We start from the raw sequence: 26137 nt of genomic DNA on the forward strand, positions 1-26137 counted from the left end.
CGATCCGGCTCATGCTGTCCTGGGTTCTGGACATGCCATCTGCCAACGAGCGGGTGGTGGCGGTCAATGCGCTCAGTTGCTCGTTCATCGACTTGAGCAACTGGGGCACTTCGGCCTGCACCTTGTAGTGCTGCCCGCCCAACACGAACAACTGTTCGACAGCCGCGAGCAATGCCTGATCACGGGTGGCCGAGCGCTCACGCCAGGTCACCAGTTCGCTCATCATTTCCGCGTGGGCCGCACGAGCGGCAAGGATGTGCCGGTGAGCTTCCGATCCATCACTGCCCGTGTGCGAGCGCAATGCGCCAGCCTCTTCCTTGACGTTACGAATCTGCGACCAGGAGCGAATGCGCTGCACCAGGTTGTCATTGGCGTCCGACATGAACTGTGCGATAGCGCCCATCAACAGCGAACCAAGCAACCCCATCAACGACGCCGAAAAAGCAGAAGACATCCCGGCCAAAGGCTGCGACAGGCCACTGAGCATGTCCGCCACTTTGATACCGCCCGGGGCGTTAAGCGCATCGAGCACCGAGCCAATACTGCCCATGGTCGACATCAGGCCAATAAAGGTGCCGAGCAGCCCAAGGCCGATCAACAACCCGGCCATGTACTCGGCCAGTCGGGATCGCAGGTCCAGGCTCGACTCGAACGAGGCAATGATTTCCTCGCGCAATTGAGCGTCGTGGCTACCCAACTCACTCTCGAGCCGGCCGTTGAAAAACGAGAGCACGCCCTTCAGCTTGGTGGAGTCGCTCCAGGTAATCAGGTTGTTTTCGAACTCGCGCCACTGACGCTGACCGCGCCACAGCAAGATCAACGTGTAGAGCGTGTAGACCAGGCCAGCGCCGAGCAGGCCAAGAATCGCCGAGTTGGCCACAGGGTTGTGGTGCCACGTTTCCTCAATGGCTTTAGCGAAAACCACCGCACCGGCCACGGCGGCAGAAAACAGCGCGCCCATCACGATGAGTGGCTTTCTAACTTTCATCATTGGCATTAACGTATCTCCACTATTTACTATCCGAATGCACATAGGCGCCCGTCTTGCGCATTGAAAAACAAGATCAATCGGCTGCAATATGCGAAGCGAGAACAAAACGACTCGCCTTTATGAATAGAGAATGCTACTACCCGGTCTCTCAGCGATACATAGGACAAATCTTAGTTTCGCCGACTTAAAACAAGGTGACACAACAGAGAAACAAGACCCTGATTCGCAGTAGTAATAATGAAATAACGCAGCCCAATGAACACGTCACTCTTCCCGTCGACATAACCAATGAAACTTTATAAATAGTTTCGTGCTTTGACCGCCCAGCAACTCAAGCGGCCCTTTAAGATTTTTCTTATATCAAATGGCGAGACAGAAGATCCTAATGGCGGAGTGTTCTCGGGATGCTGCGGGCACCGCAAGAAGATCACTCACGTCGTAAGGGATCGATTTTCTCAAAGGTTCAGCATCCTTGTTTAACGCAAACGTCTTTCGAAACTTTTTCGACGGCGACCTCCCCCAAAGGCGGTCGTCTTTTTTTGCCTTGAATTTGCCACAGGCGGACGCCATGACCGCTATTAACTGTCGCCACCCCTGCTCTTCTATGTACCTACTTGAGCAATTAATTACGCAATTGAAAAACTCAACTTATCCGTCAAATAGCTGACTCTGCAATTACGCATAAACGATTCACCCGCAACCACATGAAATTTCTATTATTTATACCCCAGCGTCTACTTCAAAATTCAGCCAGCCTTTTGCGTTTAAAGCGCTGCCACAACAAAAAAAGACTCCGCACAATCAAGCCACTGAATGAGCGCCGGCGCCGAACGATCACAATCGCATTCCGCCCTACCCAACGTATACGAACGGTCCTTTTAAGAAACGTCCTAAATCAATAGGTGGGAGGTCTTGCTACCTTTATTACATCGAACATCGTTCTTAGTAGCACTGGAATATCCAGAAGCAAAAAAGCCCTTCTTGATCGGTGCTGCCCATACAGAACATCAACTTCGACGCCGGCCACTCAGACCGACCGCTAGCTTTAATATTATTTACCTCATAGGTGATCTCATGAACAAAAGTTATCATGTTGTTTGGAATGACGCACTGGGCGCTTACGTCGTTGTTCCTGAAACTGCCAAGGGCAAGACCAAGTCGAGCTCGATTAAAAAGATGACCGCTGCATTGTTGGGTGCAACGGCGATGTTTTCTATTTCCGCGATGGCGACCGATGCTGTCATTCAAACTAATTGGAGCGCGGCTGCAAACAACAACGAAGTAGGCGCTTTAACTTTCGATACTGCAGGCGACCATAGCCTTACAGGTAAAATCTCTTTTAAAATTGCTTCGACCGGCACTCAAAGTGTCAGTTTTGCCGATGCTGTTGCTCTGGGGTACGTTATCGCGCCAGACCTCACAGGAAAACAGCAATTAGTCGTGGGCACCAAGAGTGACACGGTCTCTATTCCCGACCCCATTACCGGCAACTTGATTTCCGTTGCCGTGTATTCCTCCTCTTCCTTTGCCCAAGGAGCCCTCGGCGCTAACTTTACCGGTTCAAACTCCGCTAACGCTGTAACGCTTTTCTTGCCCGATAGTACACCCTATGTTGATCTTCGCTTGGCTAACGTGAGCAATGGCAAACTCACGGTCAACCTCGACGGCAGTATCGTTCCGGGTGCCCTCAAACAAAGCTCATTGGTAAAAGTAGATGGTACGAACCGGGCTGCGGAAGCCGTATGGACATCTGGAAACCTGGTCAATTTTGCCTCGTCCTATTCGATCTCTACACCGGTAGGTGGTAGCACGCCGTTTGACAAAACCATTGCCAGCGTCAACTACGCAGGCGAGTTTTCCGTTACCAACAAAACGGGTCAGGTCAGTTCACATACTGTTACCGATCTTTCGTCTTTAAATCAGTACAACAGTTGGTTGGTGGCAGAGCTCAAGGCCGGCCGTATCGACTATTCCCAGTATGATGCGTCGGTCAAGCTGGCTTATAGCACCACCAACGTAATGATCCACGTCATGCCAACCGGTAGCGATACCCCCCTTCCTGCCAGCGACCCACTTTTTCTCGCTGTGGGCAGTCGCACCCTGCTCGAAGCCACGGGTGCCCAAGCGACTGCACGTGTCGCCAACCCGGACGGTACGTCTTTGAACATGCAACAGGGCATCATTTTCACCGGTAGTAACGGCGCGACGGTTATCAATGATGGGCGCATAGCGCAATCAGCGGACGAAGGTCTCGCCTTTGTTGTCAGCTCAGGCGCGCAGGGCGTGAACAATGGCGTATTAACTTGGGGCTACTCTTCAGTCGATAGCAATGCCGCACCTGGTAGCGCTGATACGGTTTACATCGGTGGTGCTAACACCGTAACCGGCACTGGTTCGGCACTGACTAACAACGGAATCGTAAACATCGGCGCGGTCAACAAAGACTTGCGCGCCCTCACTTTCGTTGCTTTCAAACCTACCGCTGGTGGTGAATTCATCAACAATGGCGCCATGAACATAGGTGTCAACAATTCGTCCCTTTATTCCCCAGTGACTGGCGTGCTGGCTGCCTCTAACGGTAAAGTCACCAACTCCGCGTCCGGCGTGATGTACGTAGGTCGGGGCGCGAGCGCACAACTGCCTAACGGCACGTTGGCCAGCAGTCTCGCGGCCGGTGGCGCTGATACAAGCATCGCAGCCGGGGGCACCGCGATTCAGGTGACCGACAGCGGCAAAGTCGACAACCTGGGCCAGATCATCATTGGCAGTGGCATGCAGAATTCCAATGCCATCACCGTCACCCGCGCCAACACGGCCAACGTGGTGAACCATGGTGTGATCACCATCAATGGCGCCGTCAGCGGTTCACCGTTGCAAAACACCGGCATTTTAGCCACCGACTACATTGCCACCTCCACCATCGACAACGCCGGCACTATCAATTTAAATGGCGTTAACGGCGTGGGCGTCAAGGCCATCGCCGGCGCCAAAGCGACCAGCTCGGGCACGGTCAACGTTGCCAGTTCTCCTAACCCAATGCTGGCCAACTACGGCCTGTGGGCCGAGGGTGCCGGTAGCTCCGTGACCTTGAGCGGTGCCGTCAACCTGATTGCCGACGGCGCCATCGGTGTGCACGCTCGTAACCTGGGCAATATCACCATCTCCGGCAACGGCACGGTCAACTTCTCGGGCGGTAAGAAACAGATCGGCTACTTTGCCTACGGCCCGGGTGCGGCCATCACCAACGCCGGCACCGGTGCTCAAGATGTCTCGACCGAAGGTTCCGTGCTGTATCGCATGGAAGCCGGTGCAGACTTCACGGGCGGTGCGGGTGCGGCTTCTTCGCTGACCGCTTCGGGCCTTAACTCGACAGCCGTGATGGTCACCGGTACGACGGGCGCCGACGTGTCTGCCTTTAACTCGGGCGGCATGACCATGAACCTGACCGGCAAGGGCGCGACCGGTGTCCTGGTCGCCGGTGGTGCACAGGGCAAAATCGCCTCCAATGCCACCATCAACTTGTCTGGCCAGGGCGCCATTGCCGGTATCGCCGACGGTCGAGCGTATTTGCTCGATGGCACACCGGTTGAGCCTTCGTTCCCTGGCGTGTTCAACGACGTCAGCAAAAACGCCGGCGACGCGACCTTCGGTACCGGCACTCTGCTGCTGGCGGCCGCCAACCTCAACTCGTCGCTGGACGGCGTCACGGGCTACATCGCCAAGAACGGCGCGGCCCTCAACAACTCCGGCAACATCGTGTTCACCGGCGCCAACACCACTGGCATCCAGGTGCTGGAAGGTTCGACCGGCGGTAACTCGGGCTCCATCACCGTGCAAGACGGCGGTATCGGCCTGAATGCCTCTTCCGAGGCGCTGGCGACCAAGCTCAGCAACTCCGGCAACCTGACGCTCAAAGGCGGCAGCAATGCCAACCGCACCACCGGCATCTCGGCCAGCGGCAAGGCCGTGTCCGTTGACATGACCGCCGGTGTCATCGACATGCAAGGTCAAGGCGCCATCGGGGTGGCCGTTCATAACGGCGCCACGGTCAACCTGTCGGGCACTGCCGTCCCTGTGTTCTCGCAGAGCCCAAGCGTGACTGATCAGATCGCGTTCCTGGTCGGTGGCACTGGCTCGACGATCAACACCAACATTCCGCAGGGCACCGTGCTGGATTCGTCCGGGACCAATTCGACGTTGTTCCGTCTGGAAGCCGGCGCAACCCAAAGCGGCATCCTGAAGATGAAAACCTCGGGCACTGGCGCCCGTGGCATCTGGGCGACCGGCGACGGCACGACCGTCACCGCCTCTGCCGGTTCGGACTTCCAGGTCCTGGGCAAAGACGCCATGTCCGTGCTGGTACAAGGTGGCGCTCACGCTACGCTTGAGCAAGGCACCAACATTGCGCTGGTCGGTGACGGCGCGATCGCCGGCCAAGTCGATGGCAACGAATACGGGATCGACGGCACCACGGTGATCCGCAGCAACGCCGGCTCGACCTTGACCAACAACGCGACGTTGAGCTCGACGCTGTCCAATGCCAAAGGTTTTGTAACGCAGAATCAGGGTCTGTTGATCAACAACGGCACCATCGACTTGACGACGGGCACCAACAACACTGGCGTATTGATCAAAGACGGCCAGTTCGAGAACCACAAAGACATCCTGGTCAACGGTGTGGCTGTTGCCGTGCAGGGCGCCAACTCGAAAATCGACGTGAAATCCGGTTTGATCAAAGCCACCGACGGCACTGCCGCCATCAAGATTGGCCAGGACGCTTCGCTGGACCTGGTCGGTTCCGGCATTGGCGTAGTAACCGCCAGCGGCACCGCCCACGCGGTATTGCTCGACACCGGCGCCAAAGGCCTGATCGTCGACGGTGCATTCATTGACATGGCCTCGATGGGTGCCGGCAGCGGCAACGGCATTGAAAACAAGGCTGAAATTTCCGGCATTCAATTGACCAACACCACGAAAATTGACGTGATGGATGGCAAGGGTGTGCGCACGGCCGCCTCCCTGGCGCAAACCAACGCCGGTACGATCAATGTGAAGGGCGCGGGCACTGGCCTGGCGTTCGAAACAGCGACCGGCGGGGCGATGTCGAACAACGTCGATTTCTCCACTTCCAATGACCTGAACATCAATGTGACGGGCGCCAATGGCACCGGTATTTCGGTCAAGCACACCGGTGGCGGCGACGTGAAAAACGGCGCGAACGTCAACGTAGCGGCGGGCGGTGGTTCGGCTGTCACTCTCAGTGGCGTGTCGACCTTCTCCAACACCGGCAACCTGATTTCCGACTCGGTCAACGCGGCGGTTGTCGCGTTGGGCAGCACCAAATCGGTGATCAACGACGGCCTGATCCAGGCCGCCAGTGCGGCAATGACTGCACTGGGCTTTGATGGTCAGGATTCGAGCCTGGTTAACAACAACAAAATCGTTGGTAACGTTGACCTGGGCGCTGGCAACAACACGGCCGTCAACAGCGGCACCATTGCCGGTGACATCCTGATGGGCTCGGGCACCAACACCATCACCCTCAACGACGGCTCTTCGGTGGCCAACGTCAAGGGCGGCGCTGGTGTCAACGCGGTGACCGTGAAAGGCGCGGCCACCTTTACTTCGCTCGATGGCGGCATTGGCGGCGGTAACGACACGCTGACCTTTGACGGCAGCACGCGCACCTTGTCTTCCGCGGTGGACCATTTCGAGACGATGCAACTGCGTAACAACTCGACCATCACCACCGCCGATCTGATCAAGATGACCGACACCGCGGGCGGCGTCGGCACGATCGATATCGATGGCACCTCGACCCTGGCGCTTAACCCGCTGGCGGGCAGCGGCTACACGCTGGCGCATGCGCTGAAAGGCAACGGCGTGATTGCCGCCACCATGGGTGCAGCCAGCGACGCGTTCAACTTCGCCGCGTCGGCCGGCACAGCCTTTACCGGTACCGTGCAAGCGGGCCTGGGTACTTTCGCGCTGGGCGGCAACAACACCGCGGCGCTGAAGAACGCCACCCTGCGCGTCGACAGCAACAACGTCACCACTGTGGCCGATGGCGAGCAGACCATCGGCGGCATCGCGTTCAATGGCGGTACGGTCAAGTTCAATGCCACCGTGCCGGATCAACGCGTCTCCAGCAGCCACATCACGGCGGGCAAGCTGGACGCCAGCGGTGCCGGCACCGTACAGGTCAATATGCCTGTGCAATACCTGGTCCCTGCGACCGTGCCTGCCGGTTCCGTGTCGTTGCTGGAACAAGATGACGTAAACAACGGCGTGCAATTGATTAGCGCAACTTCGGTCGTCGGCAAAGGCGGTGCATTGGCGCTGGTTGATCAAAACGGCAAGGCGATCTCGGCTGCAACCAACCTTGATCTTGCCCAAGGCGGCAACAAAGTGGCCGTCGCTACTTACGACTACGGCGTGAACACCGGCGTTGCCAGCGATGGTCTGTACGTGGGTTATCGTCTGCAGCAACTGGACCTGCAAGCCGGTCAAAGCCTGACCCTGAACGAAGGCAGCGCCAGCGGCGCCGCATCCGACCTGTCGGCGAAAGTCACCGGTAGCGGCAACCTGAACATCGGCGCTACCAACACTGTTTCGTTGTCGAACCTGACGAACGATTACACCGGTCAGACCTCGGTATCTTCGGGCACCCTGAGCCTTGGCAACAATAATGCTCTGGGCAACACCTCGGCTCTGAACATTGCCGCCGCCGCGAAAGTGGACCTCAACGGCAAAACCCAGACCGTGGGTGAACTCGCCGGCCAGAAAGGTTCGACGCTCAACCTCAATGGCGGCGCGCTGACCCTCGCCAATGGCGGTGTGTCCGACGGTGCTCTGACCGGCAGCGGCTCGCTGAACATCGCGGCCGGCGACTTGACCGTTGCCGGTGCCAACAGCGGCCTGAACGCGACCATCAACATCGCCAACGGCGCCACTGCCACGCTGAACAATGCGGCCGGCCTGGGCAAAGGGACGATTGCCGATGAAGGCAGCCTGACCCTGGACGGTGTGATCGGCACCCTGCAAAACACCTTGACCGGCGCTGGCCAAGTCATCGCGAAGAACGTCAGCGACCTGATCCTGGGCGGTGATAACAAAGGCTTCAACGGCGACATCGCCATTGATACGTCCTCGAGCCTGACCGCGCTGGTGGCGAACAGCCTCGGCAACGCCCAGGTGCAGAACGACGGCAACCTGGTGCTCGATACCGCCACTGATTGGCAGTTGGGCAACGTGGTACAGGGTTCGGGCAACCTGAGCAAAAATGGCGCGGGCACCGTGACCTTGGGCAGCGACGTGGCGTACACCGGCACCACGCAAGTCAACAACGGTACGTTGCTGTTCGGTAGCGACACCGCGCCAATGACCCTGGCCAGCAGCCAGGTCAACATTGCCTCCGGCGCCCGGTTTGGTGGTGTGGGTGGTGTGGCTGGTTCGATCGACAACGCCGGTACCCTGATGGCCGGGGCCAACAGCACGGCCGCCCAGACTTTCACCATTGGCGGCAACCTGAACAACAACGGGCTGGTGACACTCGGTAACTCCAAGGAAGGCAACACCCTGGACATCAAGGGTGATCTGAGCGGTAACGGTCAGTTTGTGATGAACACACAAATCGATTCGCTCTCTGGCGACCTGATCAAAGTCGGTGGCGACACCAACGGCCAACACCAGTTGCTGGTAGCCGACAGCGGTAGCGAACCGGTCAGCGCTGACGGCAAGTTGACCCTGGTGGAAACACACGGTGGCAGCGGCAGCTTCAACCTGGCGGGCGGTTCCGTCGACGTGGGTGCGTTCCGCTACACGCTGAATCAGGAAGGCGATAACTGGGTATTGAGCTCTCCGGCCACCCCGGTTCCGCCGACCCCGACACCGGATCCGACTCCAACGCCAACGCCGACGCCGACTCCAACCCCGACGCCGGCCCCGACTCCGGCGCCAAAACCGGCTGACCTGTCCAAAGGCGCCAACGCCGCCGTCGCTGCGCAAACCGCAAGCGCCAGCCTGTGGAGCGCACAAATGAACGCGTTGGTAAAACGTATGGGTGAGTTGCGCATGGGCAACGACGAAGGCGGTATCTGGACCCGCGCCATCGGCAAGCGCTTTGACGTCGGTGCGAACTCCAGCCGCGCCTATGAGCAGAACATCAGCGGCATGGAAATCGGTGCCGACAAAGCGATCACGCTCGCCAGCGGCAAGGTGTACATCGGCGGCATGGTCGGTACGGCGCACTCGGACACCAACTTCGGTGAAGGCGCATCCGGCGACGTCGACAGCAAGTTTGGCGGTGTTTACGCCACTTACCTGCACGACAGCGGCGTTTATGTCGATACCGTGGCCAAGTACAGCCGTTTTGACAACGACATCAAGACCCCGACCAACACCGGCGAACAGGTCAAGGGTTCGTACAACACCAACGGTGTCGGGATCGACGTCGAAGTGGGCAAACACATTCAGCTGAAGGATGGCTGGTTCGTCGAGCCGCAACTGGAAATCACCGCGACCAAGACCGAGGGTGGTCGCTACACCGCCAGCAACGGCCTGAAAGTGAAAGCGGACGACCTGGACAGCCTGCAAAGCCGCATGGGTGGCCTGGTCGGTCGCAGCATCGAGATGAGCAACGGCATGAAGGTTCAACCTTACGCCAAAGCGTCCTACGTCACCGAGCACGGTGGTGACAGCTCGGTACGGGTCAACGGCATCAAGCTGGACGCCAAGTTGCCAGGCAATCGGACCGAAATGGGTGTGGGCGGCGTCATGCAACTCACCGAGAACAGCAAAATCTCGCTGGATGCCGAGTACGCCAAGGGCAGCGACATTGAACAACCGTTTGGTGTCACCCTGGGTTATCGCTACCTCTGGTAAACGGTCAGGCACCTGAGCCGATGCTGGCTCAGGATTGACTGGAAAGGCTGGACCAAAAAAGCCCTGCAAACTTGCGTTTGCGGGGCTTTTTTTGTTGTTGGGTATCACCGCATACCTGAGTGCTCGCGAATGAGTGTTCCTGCCCCCTAACTGCCCTCCCCTCTCCCTACTTCGGTGGCACTTGAGTCAAGTTCAGAATCGTCCTACAGCCACACCCCGTGTGAATGCATAGTCTGTCGGCATTGAACCGATACTTGTCATTGAGTCATTAACTCGTCATTGGCGACATCAACTTTTGCCCAGTATAAAGAGCAGTAACTGTGGAACTTAAACGCTACCAAAAGACCCGCGATGAACATGGCCGTGCCCGGCTGGAAGTCTGTGACTCAAACATGTTTGTGGCGTTCTGGTCAGACTGTAAATATATATCGGCCCGTGATCGACAGGGTGTTGAATGGCTACTGGCACGTGACACGGCTTTACGGTTTATCGAGGCGGGTGATGGCGGCCTGATTCGCGTTCACCACTCCTGTCTGGTCCGCCGCGACGGCATAGATGCATTCCACCGTATCGGCGCGAAGAAGGGCCAGGGCAGCTACGGCGTGGTCTCTGTGGCAGGCCATGTCTACCGCACCTCGCGCGATTGGGTATACACCCCGCTAACGGGCGGCGAAGGCAACCATAACGGCGGCTCGCCGCCGCCAGCGGTTCAGGGGTAACCGTTCTGATAAGTGGGTCTTTACGAAAACACCCAACATTCAAACAACATCAGAAAGAATAAAAACCGCGCCATTCATACTTCGTTGTTTAGCACCACCCCAACTGTTTGAATCACGAACAAAACAGCTGAAGCTATAAGATTCGTCCTACAGCCAAAGAACACCAGTCAATATACGCTACTGCTTCGTATCCAATTCAACAGTGATAAAGACGTGCGCTCCCTATTATTTATTATCTCCATTATTGTCCTGAGTTTTTTCCCGTTTAACAGCAGGGCCGACGACCACTCATCCTTTCAAAGCAAGCCTGGATCCGATATCAGGAAGACAAACGTGCGCGTGGTTGAGCGCGCCAAGGAATTGATTGGCACGCCATATAAACGCGGTGGCACTTCTCAAGCCAAGGGTTTTGATTGCAGCGGTTTACTGGTCTATCTCTTCCGTAAGGAAGCGGGCATGGTGCTACCCCGCACCACCTCATCAATGATTAAAGAACGTTACCAGCGTGTGTCGCGCAATGAGCTACAGCCAGGTGACGCCGTTTTCTTCAGCTACAGTAATCAGAAACAAGTTGATCATGTCGGCCTGTACATCGGCAACAATCGATTCATTCATGCACCCCGCACCGGGAAAAATGTACGAATCGACTCGATGAACAACCAGTTCTGGAACGACCGCTTTTTCAGCGCTCGTCGGTTTAATAGCAAAAGGTGAACACCCCCGCTTGAGTTTCGCCTGTAGCTAAACGCCTGATCTCATTCAAACAATTTAGCTTCATTGCAATAAGTGATGAGTTGCTGATCCGTTTTCACCTCAAGTTTGCGCATAGCCGTTACCTTTTGCGCGCTTATCGTCTTGGCACTGCGGTTTTGGCTCAGCGCGATATCTCGTTGGCTCATCCCTGATACAAACAAGCGCAAAATCTCCAGTTCTCGAGCAGAAAGCGATGCCACGCGCTCGTTCACACCCACGGAGTTAGGCACCACCGTGTCACTGTTGCGACTTGGATTTTTATAATTTCGGTGCTGGCTAACGGCATTCAGCGCTTTTTGAATTTCAAGATGCAACTGGCTTTTCTGGACGATTCCCGCCACACCCAGATCGTGCAGGCGCGAAATAATCAGCTCGTTAGACACCATGGTCAATACCAGTATCTGCAAGTCTGGAAAATGTCGAATCAGGTATTCGATCATCTTCAAGCCATCGCCATAAACCGAATCGCTGGGCATATTGTAATCAGTGACGATGATGTCAGGGCCTTGCTCTTTTATCATGCGCACCAGCTCACTGGAACTCGCCGCTTCTCCTACCACGGCGAATCGGCCGTCACGCTCAATGAGTTCGCGTACACCCAACAGAACAATCGGGTGATCATCCGCGATTACTACTTTTATCTTTTGCATAGATACACTCCGACGACTATCAGAAAGACTCATTCAGCGGATGCCGAAGCATCTTGCGATTGTAATAAGTTCGACAACCACTGTAATGCTTCATCCACGTCATCACCCAAGGATGCTGTCAGCTTCTGCTCGTTCACGCGATGCTCCAGTAATCCAAAAACACTCGAAAGCTCAGAGGCTTGCACTACTGCCAGAGCGCCACACAGGCCATGCAGCTTCTCCCGAACGCGCTGCGGGTCATGATCGACCATCGCACTGCGGGTGGCGGCTATGTCCTGGCGCATGGTGCTCAAAAACAAACTGCGCATGCCGGCCGACAGCGCGATAGGTTCAGGTGTATACCCTTTGGCTTTGACGCTACTGGCGGTCACCACTGGCGCCTGGATGTCGTCTGGAAGGCTCGTTTTCAGTAGCCGCTCGCGCAATGTACTCAAGCTCAACGGTTTCACCATCCAGGACGTCATGCCAGCGGCACGGCAGCGTTCGCCCTCCTCGCGCATTGCGTTGGCCGTCACCCCGATGATCGGTATCTCGACGCCCGCCTTTCGCAGCGCCTCGGTCAATTGGTATCCATTCAAAAACGGCATGTTGACGTCGGTAAGGACCACATCAAACGTTCCAGACTCCCACGCCTGCAACGCCTGCTGCCCATCACTGGCGAGCGTGACAAAACAGCCAATCTCCTCCAGTTGTTCCTTGAGAATGCCCTGATTGATGGGGTTATCCTCCGCGACCAGGATCCGTAATCCCAGCTTGGGTGACCGTTCGTTTTCGATCATCTGCGATTCAACCGGCGAGGCCTGCTGACTCATCAGGACCCCTTTGGCGATAGCGCCAATGTGATGGGCGCCGACCCGCCACCCCTGCTCGCTGTATTCCGGCAGGAGCGGTCCATCAGCATCACAGATCAATCGTTCGCCGCGCCATTCGATGGAACGATGGCTGGAACCCAGCACATCGACCAACAGCGCGCCGGGAGCCGAGTGTTGCGCCGTGTCTGTAACAACTTGCGCGTTGGCGCCCCATCGATTGAGCCAGTCGCTGATATTGTCGGCCAACTCCCGCACCGGTGCGCGCACATAGGTGGCAATGTTATCGAGGTCGATTTCGGGGTCATCAGGCAAGCCGCCAATGACTTTGCGCAGCGTTAACATCACCGAAAAGCTGCTGCCCAAGCCAGGTTCGCTGACCACTCGGACTTCACCGCCCATCAACTCAGCGAAACGGTAACAAATGGACAGCCCCAGCCCTGTGCCGCCTGCGAGGTTGTTGCTGCGCACTTGATAGAACGGATCAAACAGGTGCAATTGCTGCTCCTGCGAAATACCGATGCCCGTGTCAGTGACCTGAAACTCAATCAGCACCTGCTCCTGTTCTTCCTTGAGCACCCGCCCCCGCAGCACAATTCGACCAATGTCGGTGAACTTGATGGCATTGCTCAACAGGTTGTTGAGTATCTGCCAGATCCGCATTTGGTCGCCGTAAAGCAGGTCCGGCATATCCGCATCGATGCACGCGTAGATCTGCAATCCCTTCGCCACTGCGTTGGCAACATGGGCGGACAAGGCATCTTCTGCCAAATGCAGAGGACAGAAACTCACGGGTTCCAGGGATAACTGCCCCGCCTCGATTTTTGACACATCAAGCACGTCACTGATCAGCTGCAACAGCGTGGTGGATGAGCGTTGAATGACGTGTAAATAGTCACGCTGACGCTGATCCAGATGAGTCAGGCCCATCAGTTCAAGCGTCCCCAGGACCCCGTACAGCGGCGTGCGAATTTCATGACTCATCGTTGCCAAAAAGACCGATTTGGCGTTGTTTGCCTGATCGGCCTTAGCTTTAGCTTCGCGCAGCGCGTTGAAATCCAGATGTTGCTGTGTCACGTCACTGAACACACACAGCAAAACGTTTTCATCCTGAAAGCGGGTCTGCGTGTAACTCACGAAGTAATAACGCTCGGCGACCGCAATACACACCCCGGCCGCAATATCGGCGTCCAGCAATTTGACAATGGCCTCCGTCACGTCGCGATTATTTTTGGCACGCTGATTCTCCAGGACAATGTGGTTGTCATTGAGTCGAACCACGCTGAGTCCCGCCGGGGCGATGTCGATTATCGCGCGGCTGAACGCCTGACTTTCAAGCAACTGTTGATGGGCACGTTTGGCCGGCATTACTACGCGCGTTCGATACAGATGGTACGCCCACCACCCCGCCACAATGACCGAGAGGCAAACGATCAGGAGACGCAATAATGGCCATTTTGCCCAGAGGAAAAAATTTTCATAGCCCAGGAAATAGTGTGCTGTCCACTGTTCACCCGCCGTATTCCTGGCGAATCGGGTCACCCACAAACCGTTTTTTGAAAGCGAAAGCCCGGGCTGCGCAACTGAAGGCCCGACTTTTTCCCCTATCAGTACATTACCGCCGGGACCGATCAGCGTGAGCTGATCAAAATCAGGTATGTCGCTCTGCCTCCGATCATCACGAAGCCGATCAAGATCAAAGACTGAAGACACAACCACATCCTGAATGCCGCTCTCCTGCCGGAAACGATCAAAAGGAATCGAAGCCCCCACGTAGACGATCATCTGATGATTCATGGCTTGCGAGCCCGTTCCGCTCGACACCCAATGTACCTGGCGATCGGTCAACGTTTGCGGGTCGGCGTTGACGCGTTTGAAGATGTCCTCCGACGCGCGCACAAAATTGGCCAGGCTCGGAATAGGTTGTTCCCGCAACTCACCAATCGCGGGCACTGCGATCGTGAGGCGGCTATCGGGACTGAACAGCATGATCTGGGGTGACTGATAGCGCGATCCCGCCCAGAAACGGCTGAACGCGTTGGTCAAGTGCCAACCCATATCAAACATTAAATCAAGTTCATGCCCGCTCACCTGCTCACTCTGCGCCAACGTGAAAGGCAGCGAATAGGAACGCTCACTGGCTTGATAAATATCCATGCCGTCGCTATGCAACATCAATTTTCGGGTCAGGACGTTGGGTTCCCGCGCAAGATCTTCATCGGGATGTAGCATCTTGTCAGAGACACGTTGCAGGAACGCTTGCTGTTCATGGATGTTATCCATGACATGCTGGAAGTGAGAGTCGGCCCTGACTTCCTGGTCGTCAAACAGGCGCAACATCGCCCAAAAAGTTGCCGCCGTGAGCAACAGGACGAGACCTGCCATCAATAAAAAACCCGTGCTAATGCGCAGCGAGCTAAGAGCTAGAGCACCAAACGCGGTATCCATTTTCATCAGTGCACATTCCGTCATAGGTCACATGAAAACGTGCCCGAAATTAGACGATAGTCGAGATCAGCGCTGCCGAACCATCGATTTTATTCTTTGCCCCACCGCTTCAATGACTCGCCGGACCATCCTGAATAAGCAACGATTCGAACTGCTCCGGCGACACCGCCTTCGAGATCAGGAAACCTTGCACCTGGTCGCACTTGATTCGGCGTAACAGCGCCAGCTCTTCTTGCGTCTCGACACCTTCGGCAACCACATTGAGTCCCAATTTCTGGCCCAGAGCGACAATGCTGGCAAGGGCTGAAGCAATGCTCTCGTTCTCGACACATCCACTGACCAACGAACGGTCAATTTTCAACTCGGTGAAGGGAGTCGACACCAGATTGAAATAAGAACTGTAACCCTGGCCGAAATCATCCTGTGCCAGTCCAAAACCTTTGAACCGGAGTCGGCAGGCACCCGCGAAATAGTGGCTGTTGTCTTCAGTCGTGGAACATTCCATCAATTCAAAACCGATGGCCGAAGGTTTGCCATGGTGACTCAGAACCAGATCCTGCAACCTGTCCGGAAGATCATCCATGTCGAGTAGATGGGTCGGTAAATTGACTGAAACAGGAATTTCATAGCCGTGGCGGGCCCATGCGCCCTGAGCCTTTATGGTATGAACAACAAATTGCAGCAGCATCTGCTCCTCCAATTTGTTGCTGACGATTGCCGGCAAAAAATCCTTCGGAAGCAATAGCCCTAGACTGGGGTGCTGCCAACGAGCCAACGCTTCGGCAGCGACAATCCGCCCTGTGCTCAAATCCTTTTTCGGCTGAAACCAGGGCACTATCTGCCCCTTTTCCAGCGCCTGCTGCAAAGAACCCAGGTCATGTTCCAACGCACTGCTACTCGTTGGCACCTTTGCCAATTCCAGGGTCTTCAACTTGTCATAGAGTCGGCGCAGATCAATAAACCCTACCGGTTTAGAGATCAACCCAATGACCGTTAACCCCACACTTTTAGCCACAAGGCTGGAGCTGATCATTGTCCGTCTTGAGGTGGAACTCATGATCGCAAGTGCTGGCTTGTTCTTCAAAGCGCCCAACTTCTGGATGAACTGCACACCGTCCATTCCGGGCATCATCAGGTCGCTCAATACCAGGTCAAAGCGATGCTGCTTGAGCAGCCCCAATGCTTCGTTCCCATCGTGAGCAGCCATTAGCTTTACGTCACTCATGCCCTTGAACAGGTTGAGCAGATACTCATGCTGGAACGGGTGGTCTTCAACAATCAGAATGCTATACGACACCGTCGGGCTTCCTTTCGTAGTTTTGCAGGCAGTTGAAGAGCACGTTGAGACTGAACGGCTTGACCAGAAGCTGCTGCATGCCAGCCTCCAGGCAACGGTCACTTTCGTCACGCATCGCATTGGCGGTGGCGCCAATGATGGGCACGTCACACCCTACGCGACGTAATTCTCGAGCCAGCTCGTATCCATTCAGTCGCGGCATGTTGATGTCGCTCAGAATCACATCAAATTCATTACCTTGCCAGGCAAGCAAAGCCTCCTGGCCATCACTTGCCAACCTGACGCTGCAGCCCAGCTCCTCGAGTTGATCCTTGAGAATCAACTGATTGATAACGTTGTCCTCGGCCACCAGCACCCGCAGATTCAGCTGCTTGCGTCGATCATGTTCAATGTTCAGCCCTGAGGGCTGGATAACGCCCTGCGCCTGGCTTACGGCCTCAAAAATACCTTTCAGATCGTTGGGACTCACATGCCAATGATTCGGCGAGGTTATTTCAACCCCCGTTTCGGCACTCAGAACAACCCGTGGGCCTTCCCATTCCATTGGCGCTTTTTGGCGCTCGTGCGGATAAACCTCGAGAAGCACATCGTCGGGATTCGAGATCTCCAGGCCCTGCCGACCAATCTGTGTCTTGGCTCCCCAACTGCGCAACCAGGAGGCAAGGTATTCGGCCATTTCGTGAGATGGCGAATAAATATGAACCATCTCTGGCAACAGCCGTGCAGTTGTCGGGAAACCGGCGGCAGAGTGCGCGAGCTCAAGCGGCAAATTCAGGGTGAAGCTGCTGCCAAGCCCCGGCGCACTGACCACACCAATGCTGCCGTTCATCAGCGCTGCAAGGCGCTGACAGATCGATAACCCTAGCCCGGTCCCGGCGATGACGTTCGTGTTACCGACGGTCTGGTAAAACGGTTCAAACAGAAACCGTTGGTCTTCCTGACGAATACCTACCCCACTGTCCGCCACCTGCCACCTCACCTCGATACGTTCATCGTCCCTGTTTACCACCTGGACCCGTAATACAATTTGTCCGTTGTCAGTAAACTTGACCGCGTTGTTGAGCAAGTTGTTGAGTATCTGGCGAAGACGTGTCCGGTCACCGCGTAACATCGCCGGAAGTTTCGGATCGACGTAGGAGTATAGATGCAGTCCCTTTTTCGTCGCTGACCCGATGTAGCTGTTAACGACATCGTGCATGAGTTCCAAAGGCGAAAAATCAACGACTTCCAGCGCCAACTGACCCGCTTCTATTTTTGCCACGTCCAGTACGTCACAGACCAGGTTCAGCAATGCCGCCGATGAACTTTCAATGGCTTGCAAATAGGATTTCTGCTGAGTCTTCAACTCGGTCCGGCCCAGCAGTTCCAAAGTACCGAGGACGCCATACAACGGGGTGCGTATCTCGTGACTCATGGTTGCCAGGAATAATGTCTTGGCTTCGTTAGCGGCATCAGCCAATTGTTTGGCTAGCGCCATCGCGGCTTCAACCTGTTTGCGCGAACTGATATCGCTGAACGCGCAAAACAGCACGTCTTCCCCGTTGTAGCGTGTCCTGACGAAACTGAGATAGAGATGGCGGCCGTCGGCTGTTTCGAATTCATCCGACTGATCCGAGTCGTCATCGAAGGCGCGTTTGATCCAGTCATGACAAAGTCTTTCCCGCTCGTTGCACTCGCCAAGCCACTGCTGCGACAAAGCATTTTCCAGCACCACTTGACCGTCGGCACAGCGCAATACGCACAACGCCACCGGGGCTGCCTGGATCACGGCGCGACTGAATGCTTCACTCTCAATGAGCGCATCAATACGACGCGTCGCCGGCGTTATCAGTCGGCGTTCTATGCGACGCACCAACAGGCAGACCGCAACAGTACTGCCCGCGATAAATAAAATGGCAGCAAGAAACGGCAACCAGAATATCTGGACCAATAAGCGTACATCGATCGCGTAAAACAGCTGCCAGCCCGAATACTCCAGCGGTTTGTGCATCACCAGTTGGTCGGGCCACAGGCCCTTGCCAATAAAGCTGAACTCACGACCGTCATTCAGTGGTAGCAATGGCCGGGTGGCGAGCGACGCGCTGCTCAACATGATGTCGCCGTTCTGGGTCAATAGCGTGAACTGCCCCAAAGTGTCTTCGAGCAGCGCTTTGGAGACATCGCCCGCCCCCATCTCCATGCCGATCCAGCCTACCCGGGCATCACCCTCACCCACCGGAGTAAACAGGTATAAACGCGGATGGGCCGGATTTTCATCGCTAATCCATACTCCTCCGTCGGCGCCGGAATTACCTGGCGTCATACTGCCCAAACGTTGAAGTACCTCGGCGGGTACTGGCGCGTCGAATACAACCGACTCGATCACCCGTATCACGGCGGTGTCCTGATGTGCCGCGACGTACAGCAAGTTGACGTTGCTTTTCTCCAGATGGCTGATCATGCGATCCGGCAAGTGCAGTGACCAGCGATGGGCGGCAGTGCCGAGACGAACATCCCAACCTTCGTGTTGAAGATTATTCTGATCCGGCGCCGAACGCTCATCGGACGAAACCAGCAGATCCAGGCTGCGCATCAGCTCTTCGCGCTGAGTGAAGAACACCCGGGCATCGGCAATTGCATCGCTCATCTGCTTTTGGCGCACGGAAATCTCATTGCTGAGAATAGCCCCGAGTCCAATCATCGTTACGCCCACCAGGCCACCCACCAAGACTTTGGCAAACAGGCGCAGCAGCTTGCGCGCCGCTTTGGGCGTCGAGAAGAACGAGTCTGTCGATTTTAAAAAGTGTTTTAGCTTCATGCCCTCAGAGTAAGAGCCTGCTACCAGAGTGACTATCAGGCAAACCCTAAAAAACCACAGGAAAAATTCAACACCTCGAAAGTTAATACACCCCGAGCGTGAATCATCAGAACTTTTAAGAAATCGCCTAAAGAGCTAACACGCCTTTTTGACTAGAGTCCCGCCCCCACTCTTTATAAGGCACTCTTATGTCCCTTCTTAAACGTTCAACAACAGAGTTAATCGGTACGTTCTGGCTTGTACTTGGAGGTTGTGGCAGCGCGATTCTTGCCGTATCACCGGGTGAAGGTGGTATTGGCATGTTGGGGGTTTCATTAGCCTTTGGCTTGACAGTACTGACCATGGCATTTGCCATCGGGCATATATCGGGTTGCCACCTCAATCCTGCAGTCTCGGTCGGGCTTGTATTCGGTGGCCGGTTTCCGGCCAAAGAGTTACCGGCTTACGTTATTGCACAAGTTATCGGTGCGACTATCGCAGCGGCGCTTCTGTACTTCATCGCCAGTGGAAAATTTGGATTTGATCCCGCCAACGGCTTTGCCGCGAACGGTTATGGTGAGCACTCACCCGCTGGTTATTCGATGATCGCGGGGTTCACTACCGAACTGATCATGACCGCGATGTTTGTTTTGATCATTCTGGGGTCCACTGACAAACGTGCGCCGGCGGGGATGGCACCTATTGCGATTGGTCTCGCATTGACGCTGATCCATCTGATTTCGATACCGGTCACTAACACCTCGGTTAACCCCGCTCGAAGCACCGGTCCCGCACTGTTTGTCGGCGGCTGGGCGATCGAACAACTGTGGCTCTTCTGGCTAGCGCCGATAATGGGCGCAATGATCGGCGGCTTGACTTATCGCTGGTTAGGCAAGACAAACGCCTAAACCGCAGCACACGCGCCTGGAGCACGTTTGATACTTCCTGGAAATTCATACTGAATCACGCCGCTTAGTATCAAAACCAACGCTCCAGGCGTTCACTGACCATTCGCGAAGGTGCAGGTGTCTCGACCACAGCCCTGGACTCCATCTATATCAACATGATCTCCTCGGCGTGAAGGACGCCAAACCCGGAACCCGCCAGCACTCCTCCCCTTTTCTGATTCAGTTATTGCTGCGCTTAACCGTTGAAATTCAGACGCAAGCGAGAAATCAGCCAGAGAAAACAGATTTTCCCCCCGTAACCCTTTGATTCCCTTTATCCTCGATTCAAATCCACACGACATCCATGCCTGCACACGGCCGTTGACTGTTTCCCCATGCGCAAACTTTTGTACCTGACGTTCTCCATGGCATTAATTGCTGCCCTCACCACCTACGCGATGTGGGCCGCAGATCGCCCGGTGGGTCACTACCTGTCGGACCTGCGGATCAATCTGGCGGTCGATCAAGGCACCCCGGCCGATCGCGGCAACCTGCTGGGCATCCAGCCCGAGCTGTTTCCTACCGACTATCAAAGCCCCGAGCGCTTGCACCGCAAACTCGCGGCGTATCTGCAGAAAGCCCAGGACCAAGGCTTGCTGAACGACAAGACCGTGGTCGTATTGCCTGAACATATCGGCACTTGGCTGATGGTCAGCGGCGAGAAAGATGAGCTGTACCAGGCCAGCACCCTCAAGGAAGCAATGAACTGGCTGGCGGCGAGCAATCCGCTGGAGTTCCTGCGCGCGTTGGCAAGCGCCAAGGGCGACAGTCGAATGGACGATGCGCACCTGCGGATGAAAGCCAAAGACATGGCCAAGAACTACCAGGCGCTGTTCGGTGGGCTAGCCAAAGAATTTCACGTGACGCTGGTGGCCGGCACCATCGTATTGCCCGAGCCAAGCGTCAGCGACGGTCGGCTGAAAATCGGCCGCGGCGCGCTGTACAACAGCAGCGTGGTGTTTGGCCGCGATGGCCTGCCGATCGGCCAACCGCAGCGCCAGATGCACCCGGTGTTCGATCAACAGGACGTTATCGAGGCCGATGAGCAACATTCCCCGAACGTGGTCGACACCCCGGCCGGACGCCTGGGCGTGCTGATCGGTAGCGACAGCTGGTACCCGGACAATTACCGCAAGCTCGACGCTCAGGGCGCGCAGTTGGTGGCGGTTCCGGCTTATGTGGTTGGGCGCGGCACCTGGGACAAACCATGGCGCGGCTATAAAGGTCTGTCCACGCCGAGCTCGGTCAGCCTCAAGGCCGGTGAACTCAGCGAAGGACAGGCCTGGCATCGCCTGACACTGACCGCGCAACCGCCGAGCAGCCAGGCCATCGCCGGCATCAGCGTGTTCCTGCGTGGCCAGTTCTGGGATCAAGGCAGTGCTGGTCAAAGTTTTCTCAGTAGCAACGGCCAGCATTTCGTCGACGGCAATAGCCGTGGCGCACGCTTGCTGAACCTCTGGTTGTAAATCATGAAACCGCTGCCGATGCGCCTTGGGGATTTGTCGGTGGGCTTTGTCCATAGCCTCGCCGACGCCGTGCGCAGCCACGGTGCGGACCCGCAACCGCTGCTCGAACAATACGGTCTGGATGCCGCGCGCTTGGCCGAGGCTGGTGCGCGGTTGTCGATTCCGCGCTACATGCGCCTGGGACACGGCGCGATTCAACTGACTGAAAACCCGGCGCTGGGTTTGCGCATGGGCCAACTCAGTCGCCTGAGCCAGGCGGGATTGGCTGGCGTGACCGCCGCGCAGGCGCCGACAGTTCGTGAAGCAGCGCGTTGCCTGATTCGCTTCGAAGCGCTTTACGGCTCCAACTATCGTGGGCAGTCGAGCTTTCATGAAGACGCTCAAGGCGCATGGCTGCGCTTCTATTCCATCAGCCCTTACAACGCCTACAACCGCTTCGTGATCGATTCGATCATCGCCGGCTGGTTGCAGCAGTTATCCAGCGTGAGCCCTGCCCCGTTGCGCGCCGAACGCATCGAGATCGAGTTCGAAGCACCGGATTATCGCGACGCATATCGGGCACTCGGCGACTGCCCGATTCAGTTTGGCGCCGAGCATAACCAACTGCGCCTGAACCTCGAAAGCCTGGCCCAACGTAACCCGGAACACTGCCCGAGCACCTGGCGGCACTTGCTGCAAGTCTGTGAGCGCGAGCTGGAGCAACTGACGCGCACCCGCAGCCTGCGTGAACGCATCACTCAGCTATTGGGGCCGTTGCTCAATGGTGGCCGGGAACCCGACCTGGAAGAAGTGGCGGCACGCTTGAAGCTGCCGACCTGGACCTTGCGCCGCAAACTCGCCGAGGAAGGCACGCAATTTCGCGCAATTCTCAACGACACCCGTCGTGACCTCGCCATGACTTACATTCGCGACACTGAACTGGCGTTCGGGGAAATCGCCTACCTGCTGGGGTTCGCTTCAGCCGAAGCGTTCCAGCGCGCCTTCAAACGCTGGACTGGCCAGACTCCCGGCGAGTTTCGCCGCAGTCATCGCCAATCCGCCTGACGTTACAGCTCGGTTGCGTCTTCAGCGGGTTCCAGCGGGTCCAGTTCGAACGCCTGATACTCGAGCAGCTCTTCTTGATAATCGTCCATTTCCAGTCCCCCACCGCTCGTTTAAAAAATGCCTGAATAAATGACCAACGCCCTGAGCATAAAGTGCCCATGTGAAAGAAAAATGACGCGCGCGCGCCGCTCAGCGGCTACTTGTTAAAACGTAGCAGGCGGTCAGGAATTTATCAGAGGATTTTTCGACAGAGGCGGCAGGGATGCGGCCCGGAGTGATGCAGATCAATTTGAGAGCCAGCTCAGGAGCGGCGTAATCCGCTCCTGAGCCATTTGCAGGCGATTTACTGACCGGAGGAAGGCATCGCTGGAATCGGCTCGCTCGGCGGCGGCAAGGTCGATTCCGGCGGCGGCGTGACAGTCTCGGTGGACGGTGCCGGTTCGGTGGTTTCAACCGGCGTAATCGGTGCCGACTCGGCAGGCGGCGCAACGGGTTCCGAAGCGGCGGGTGCCGGTGCGGGTGTGGGTTCCGCGACCGGGGCTGGCGCTGGCGCTGGCGTCGGTTCTGCGGCAGGTGCCGGGGCTGGTGCTAACGGCGCCGGCGCCGGTGCGGCCTTGGCTTCAGGCACGCCGAGGTCGGTTTTCGGTTTCTCGGTGATATGCGCCGCCTTCTTCGCTTCTGGCGGCAGGAACAATTCGACCAGCGCAAAGAAACGTTCATAGAACTTGGCCGACGAGACGGTTTCACTGGCGACCTTGACCATCGAGTCGTCGGACGAGCCGATCGGCATCGACACCGAACCCAGCACGCCAACCCCGAGACTGGCAGAGTTGTTGGTCTTCTTCAGCGCATAGCGGTCCTGCAGGGCGTTGGCGAACATCGTCGCGTGGTGGCCTTCGCTGCCATCATCGGCACAGACCACGCTGAAGCTGATCTCCATATGGGTCTCGCCGGTTTGCTGAAAGCTCTTATGCCCGCTGACCAGCTTCGGATCGCTGCTGGTAATGATGTAGCCCTGGCTCAGCAAGGCGCGGCGAGCCGCTTCGCAGGTTTGCGCATCGGTCACCGGGTAATTGCGCGAGAACGTACCGGAGTCGTCGAAGTTCTCATGCTCATAGATGGCGGCTTTCTTCGATGAACAACCGGCAGCAGCAGCCAGCATCAGTGCCAGCCCGACGAAACGCATGGGAAATGTATTAAACATTGAACATCCTGAGGAAAACGGTCCGGGGCGTATTGTGCAACAGATCGTTGCTTAGCGGAGTATCGATTAGTGTCTTAAAACGGTTACAGGTTATTGACAGTCATTTTCGGAAAAGTGCCCATAAAAAAACCCCGACCTTTCGGCCGGGGTTTTCGTATCGCGCGCAGTTCAATCAGGCATCAGTAACGCTTGATCTCGGCCTGGCTCTCCAGCAGCTTGCGGTACGCCGCGAAGTCTTGCTGGCCAATGCGCGACGCGAGGAAGCGACGGTATTGAGCCTTCTCTTCATCGGTCGGCGCAGCCGCTTCGTTCACGCCATTCAGACGCACGATCACCAGGCTGCCATCGGCCAGGGTCACGCTGCTGAAGGTCGGTTTGTCCTTGGCGGCCGGTTTCGGCATACGGAACAACGCTTGCAGCACGGTTGGGTCAACCCCTTCCTGGGCGCGAGTCGCCGCTTCGATGACTTTCCAGTTCTGCCCGTCAATCGCCTTGTTCAGCGGCGCCTTGCCGTCGCGCAGACTGGCGATCAGCTCATCAGCCTTGGTCTTGGCGGCAGCACTTGCGTGCTCCTTGGCCAATTGCGTGCGGATGCTGGCGGCAACGCTTTCCAGCGGCAGTTGCGCAGGCTTCAAATGCTCCTTGGCGCGCACCACCACTACGGTTTCCGGATCAAGTTCGATGGCGGTGCTATTGGCACCTTCATCCAGCACTTCTGGACTGAACGCTGCAGTGACCACGGCACGGTTGGCCGCAATACCTTCGCCACCCTCACGACCAAATGGCTTGGAGGTGTGAACGGTCAGTTTCAAGTCCTGAGCCGGCTGAGCCAGATCGGACGCTTCGAACGATGCGTCTTCCAGTTGCTTGGTCGCTTCGACAAAACGCTGCTCGACTTGCTGGGCTTTCAGCTCACGCGTCAGCTTGTCCTTCAGGCTGGCAAAGGTCGGAACTTCCGGCGCTTCAACACCCAGCAGCTTGATCAAATGGAAACCGAAGTCGGTACGGATCGGCTCGGACACCTGATCCTTCGCCAAGGCATACAGTGCCTTTTCGAAAGCCGGGTCATAAACGCCAGGACCTGCGTAGCCGAGGTCACCGCCATTGTTGGCCGAACCCGGATCCTGGGAGAACTCTTTGGCCAACGCCTCGAATTTCTCGCCTTTGGCCAGACGTGCCTGAATGTCTTCGATCTTGGCCTTGGCTTGCGCCTCGGTCACTTTGTCGTTTACTTCGATCAGAATGTGCGCGGCCCGACGTTGCTCGGAAAGGTTCGCGGTTTCTTTCTGATACGCCGCTTGCAGGTCTTCGTCCTTGACGGCGACCTGATCAAAGAAGGAAGCCTTCTTCAATTCGAGGTAGTCGATGACCACCTCATCCGGCGTCATGAACTCCTTGGCATGCTCGTCGTAGTAGGCTTTGACTTCGTCGTCGGTCAGCTTCACAGCCGCCGGATCCGCCTTCACGTTCAGCGTGGCGAAATCGCGGGTCTGTTTTTCCAGGCGGGCAAAAGACAGCACCTGTGCATCGGTGACAAACCCGCTACCGGCCAGGCCAGCACGCAACTGACCGATCAGCATTTCCTGAGCCAGCATCTGGCGGAATTGCATACGGCTATAGCCCAGTTGACGAATCACCTGGTCGAAACGCTCAGCGCTGAATTTGCCGTCGACCTGAAATTCAGGCGTTTGCAAAATAACCTGATCCAGCGCCGCTTCGGAGAAAGCGAATTTCGAGTTTTCTGCGCCTTGCAGCAGCAGTTTGCGGTCGATCAAGCCTTTGAGGGCCGATTCGCGCAGCATTTTTTCATCAAGCAAGGAAGCGTCGAAATCCTTGCCCAGCTGTTGCATGAGCTGACGGCGTTGCATATCGACCGCCTGGCTCAGCTCGTTCTGGCTGATTTCTTCGCCGTTGACCTTGGCCGCATCATTGCTGTGCGTAGTGGCCTTGAAAATGGCATCGAAACCGGTCAGAGCCATCAGTGCAACGATGACTCCGATAATGGTCTTGGCAATCCAGCCTTGTGAATTGTCCCTGATATTCTGCAGCATGCGTCCCCCAGAAACGGTTGAACTTCAAAAATTAGGCAACCGTGGAGCGTGGGTAGAATCCGGATAGAAGAAAGGCGCATCCGGGGATGCGCCTTCTCG

At 56.5% G+C, this 26137-nt stretch carries 13 protein-coding genes and 1 pseudogene; 7 read left to right on the plus strand and 7 right to left on the minus strand.

All coding sequences use genetic code 11. The features are described from left to right. Nucleotides 1-997, minus strand: a 997-nt coding sequence (locus tag ACQKP4_RS19905; RefSeq protein ID WP_427635341.1) for a MotA/TolQ/ExbB proton channel family protein, incomplete at its 3' end; no start/stop codon positions are given. A 1068-nt stretch (nucleotides 998-2065) separates the two neighbouring features. On the opposite strand from ACQKP4_RS19905, the pseudogene ACQKP4_RS19910 reads away from it, so the two are divergent. From ACQKP4_RS19910 to ACQKP4_RS19925, 4 genes and pseudogenes are all read left to right on the plus strand, one after another. Continuing rightward, nucleotides 2066-2197 (plus strand): annotated as a pseudogene (locus ACQKP4_RS19910) (ESPR domain-containing protein); the annotation flags it as partial. Between the two features lie 732 nt (nucleotides 2198-2929). Next, the gene (locus ACQKP4_RS19915; RefSeq protein WP_427635355.1) at nucleotides 2930-9874 is read left to right on the plus strand and encodes an autotransporter outer membrane beta-barrel domain-containing protein; all 6945 of its coding nucleotides are present in this window, start codon (nucleotides 2930-2932) and stop codon (nucleotides 9872-9874) included. A 320-nt stretch (nucleotides 9875-10194) separates the two neighbouring features. Then, nucleotides 10195-10593, plus strand: coding sequence for a hypothetical protein (locus tag ACQKP4_RS19920; protein WP_427635342.1), 399 nt, complete (start codon nucleotides 10195-10197; stop codon nucleotides 10591-10593). Between the two features lie 333 nt (nucleotides 10594-10926). Then, complete coding sequence (locus tag ACQKP4_RS19925; protein ID WP_427635343.1) at nucleotides 10927-11307, plus strand: C40 family peptidase; 381 nt, start codon at nucleotides 10927-10929, stop codon at nucleotides 11305-11307. A 41-nt stretch (nucleotides 11308-11348) separates the two neighbouring features. On the opposite strand, the gene ACQKP4_RS19930 is transcribed toward ACQKP4_RS19925, so the two are convergent. From ACQKP4_RS19930 to ACQKP4_RS19945, 4 genes are all read right to left on the minus strand, one after another. Further along, a complete protein-coding gene (locus tag ACQKP4_RS19930; RefSeq protein ID WP_427635344.1) occupies nucleotides 11349-11996 on the minus strand; it encodes a response regulator in 648 nt (215 codons plus the stop codon). Nucleotides 11997-12025: 29 nt separating this feature from the next. Further along, nucleotides 12026-15259, minus strand: coding sequence for an ATP-binding protein (locus tag ACQKP4_RS19935; protein ID WP_427635345.1), 3234 nt, complete (start codon nucleotides 15257-15259; stop codon nucleotides 12026-12028). Between the two features lie 103 nt (nucleotides 15260-15362). After that, a complete protein-coding gene (locus tag ACQKP4_RS19940; RefSeq protein WP_427635346.1) occupies nucleotides 15363-16550 on the minus strand; it encodes an EAL domain-containing response regulator in 1188 nt (395 codons plus the stop codon). Next, nucleotides 16540-19347 carry an ATP-binding protein gene (locus ACQKP4_RS19945; protein ID WP_427635347.1) on the minus strand — a complete coding sequence of 936 codons (2808 nt, stop codon included), beginning with the start codon at nucleotides 19345-19347 and terminating at the stop codon, nucleotides 16540-16542. The genes ACQKP4_RS19940 and ACQKP4_RS19945 overlap by 11 nt, the downstream gene beginning before the upstream one ends. A gap of 188 nt (nucleotides 19348-19535) precedes the next feature. Between ACQKP4_RS19945 and aqpZ the strand changes: the two genes are divergently transcribed. The 3 genes from aqpZ to ACQKP4_RS19960 all read left to right on the plus strand — a co-directional run bounded on the left by aqpZ (nucleotide 19536) and on the right by ACQKP4_RS19960 (nucleotide 22783). Then, nucleotides 19536-20234 (plus strand): aquaporin Z, encoded by a 699-nt coding sequence (aqpZ, locus tag ACQKP4_RS19950; protein WP_427635348.1) that lies wholly within the window; start codon nucleotides 19536-19538, stop codon nucleotides 20232-20234. Nucleotides 20235-20608: 374 nt separating this feature from the next. Next, nucleotides 20609-21739 (plus strand): carbon-nitrogen hydrolase family protein, encoded by a 1131-nt coding sequence (locus ACQKP4_RS19955; protein WP_427635349.1) that lies wholly within the window; start codon nucleotides 20609-20611, stop codon nucleotides 21737-21739. A 3-nt stretch (nucleotides 21740-21742) separates the two neighbouring features. Continuing rightward, nucleotides 21743-22783 carry an AraC family transcriptional regulator gene (locus tag ACQKP4_RS19960; protein WP_427635350.1) on the plus strand — a complete coding sequence of 347 codons (1041 nt, stop codon included), beginning with the start codon at nucleotides 21743-21745 and terminating at the stop codon, nucleotides 22781-22783. 343 nt (nucleotides 22784-23126) lie between these two features. Here the strand turns inward: ACQKP4_RS19960 and ACQKP4_RS19965 are convergent, their stop codons facing one another. Both ACQKP4_RS19965 and ACQKP4_RS19970 read right to left on the minus strand, forming a co-directional pair. Then, nucleotides 23127-23987, minus strand: a complete 861-nt coding sequence (locus tag ACQKP4_RS19965; protein ID WP_427635351.1) for a DUF2242 domain-containing protein — start codon at nucleotides 23985-23987, stop codon at nucleotides 23127-23129. A gap of 179 nt (nucleotides 23988-24166) precedes the next feature. Beyond that, the gene (locus ACQKP4_RS19970) at nucleotides 24167-26038 is read right to left on the minus strand and encodes a SurA N-terminal domain-containing protein (RefSeq protein ID WP_427635352.1); all 1872 of its coding nucleotides are present in this window, start codon (nucleotides 26036-26038) and stop codon (nucleotides 24167-24169) included. Nucleotides 26039-26137 lie beyond the last annotated feature (99 nt).

Origin of the sequence: Pseudomonas sp. NPDC086278 (assembly GCF_050280905.1) — a bacterium.
GTDB lineage: Bacteria > Pseudomonadota > Gammaproteobacteria > Pseudomonadales > Pseudomonadaceae > Aquipseudomonas.

Bases quoted from the DNA above. Each gene is read 5' to 3' on its own strand.
- ACQKP4_RS19970 (WP_427635352.1), bottom strand. From the start codon at position 26,038: ATGCTGCAGAATATCAGGGACAATTCACAAGGCTGGATTGCCAAGACC.
- ACQKP4_RS19955 (WP_427635349.1), top strand. From the start codon at position 20,609: ATGCGCAAACTTTTGTACCTGACGTTCTCCATGGCATTAATTGCTGCC.
- ACQKP4_RS19960 (WP_427635350.1), top strand. From the start codon at position 21,743: ATGAAACCGCTGCCGATGCGCCTTGGGGATTTGTCGGTGGGCTTTGTC.
- ACQKP4_RS19945 (WP_427635347.1), bottom strand. From the start codon at position 19,347: ATGAAGCTAAAACACTTTTTAAAATCGACAGACTCGTTCTTCTCGACG.
- aqpZ (WP_427635348.1), top strand. From the start codon at position 19,536: ATGTCCCTTCTTAAACGTTCAACAACAGAGTTAATCGGTACGTTCTGG.
- ACQKP4_RS19935 (WP_427635345.1), bottom strand. From the start codon at position 15,259: ATGAAAATGGATACCGCGTTTGGTGCTCTAGCTCTTAGCTCGCTGCGC.
- ACQKP4_RS19965 (WP_427635351.1), bottom strand. From the start codon at position 23,987: ATGTTTAATACATTTCCCATGCGTTTCGTCGGGCTGGCACTGATGCTG.
- ACQKP4_RS19930 (WP_427635344.1), bottom strand. From the start codon at position 11,996: ATGCAAAAGATAAAAGTAGTAATCGCGGATGATCACCCGATTGTTCTG.